Origin of the sequence: Mesorhizobium sp. M6A.T.Ce.TU.016.01.1.1, assembly GCF_003997065.1 — a bacterium.
Classification (GTDB): domain Bacteria; phylum Pseudomonadota; class Alphaproteobacteria; order Rhizobiales; family Rhizobiaceae; genus Mesorhizobium; species Mesorhizobium mediterraneum.
On record NZ_RZTJ01000085.1, the window covers coordinates 1 to 629 of the forward strand.

Annotated in this window: 2 pseudogenes; both read right to left on the minus strand. The window is 62.2% G+C overall.

Annotated features, from left to right (window positions below):
• A pseudogene (locus tag EOC94_RS33310) lies at positions 1–560 on the minus strand (conjugal transfer protein TrbE); the annotation flags it as partial.
• Between the two features lie 7 nt (positions 561–567).
• Positions 568–629, minus strand: a pseudogene (locus EOC94_RS35000) (conjugal transfer protein TrbD); the annotation flags it as partial.

Sequence of the window (629 nt, forward strand, 5' to 3'; positions counted from 1 at the left end):
TCGACCTCGCGCGTCGCCATCGGCTGAATGGAGACGACATTGCCGAGATATTGCTCGATCTCACGGATCGAGGCGCGGAACGTGTCGAGCGTCGTCACCGCATAGGATGCCGATCGGCTTGCCGGATCGGAATACACATAGCGTGCGAGGCCAGAGCGCCGCGGCTCAGGCGGCCGCCACGTCAGGATGAGCGCATGCCGGCTCTCGAAATGTCCGCTTTCTCGCTGGAAGTGGAGCCGTCTCTCAGAATCGATGGCCCGCGTGACCGGGTCGGGGAAATGGCAGTCGGCTTCATCGGGGTAATCGGACGTCGGCACCCGCACGGCCTCGACCTGAATCATCCAACCCGATCCGAGGCGAGCGAGAATGGTGTTGATCTGCCGCGAGACCTCGTTGCGCTCGGCGTCTGTCGAACTCTCACTGTCCGGACCGGCAAAATACCAGCCGGCCATCAGCGAACCGTCCTTCAGCAGGATGACGCCGTTGTCGACGAGACCTGCATAGGGGACGAGATCGGCGAAGGATGGTCCAGAGTGGCGGAAAGTCTTGAGTGCGACCATGAGCGCCTCAAAACCTGCGCCATGGCGTCGATGTGGCCCGATAGTTCGGCTTGTACGAGATGTGGCGGT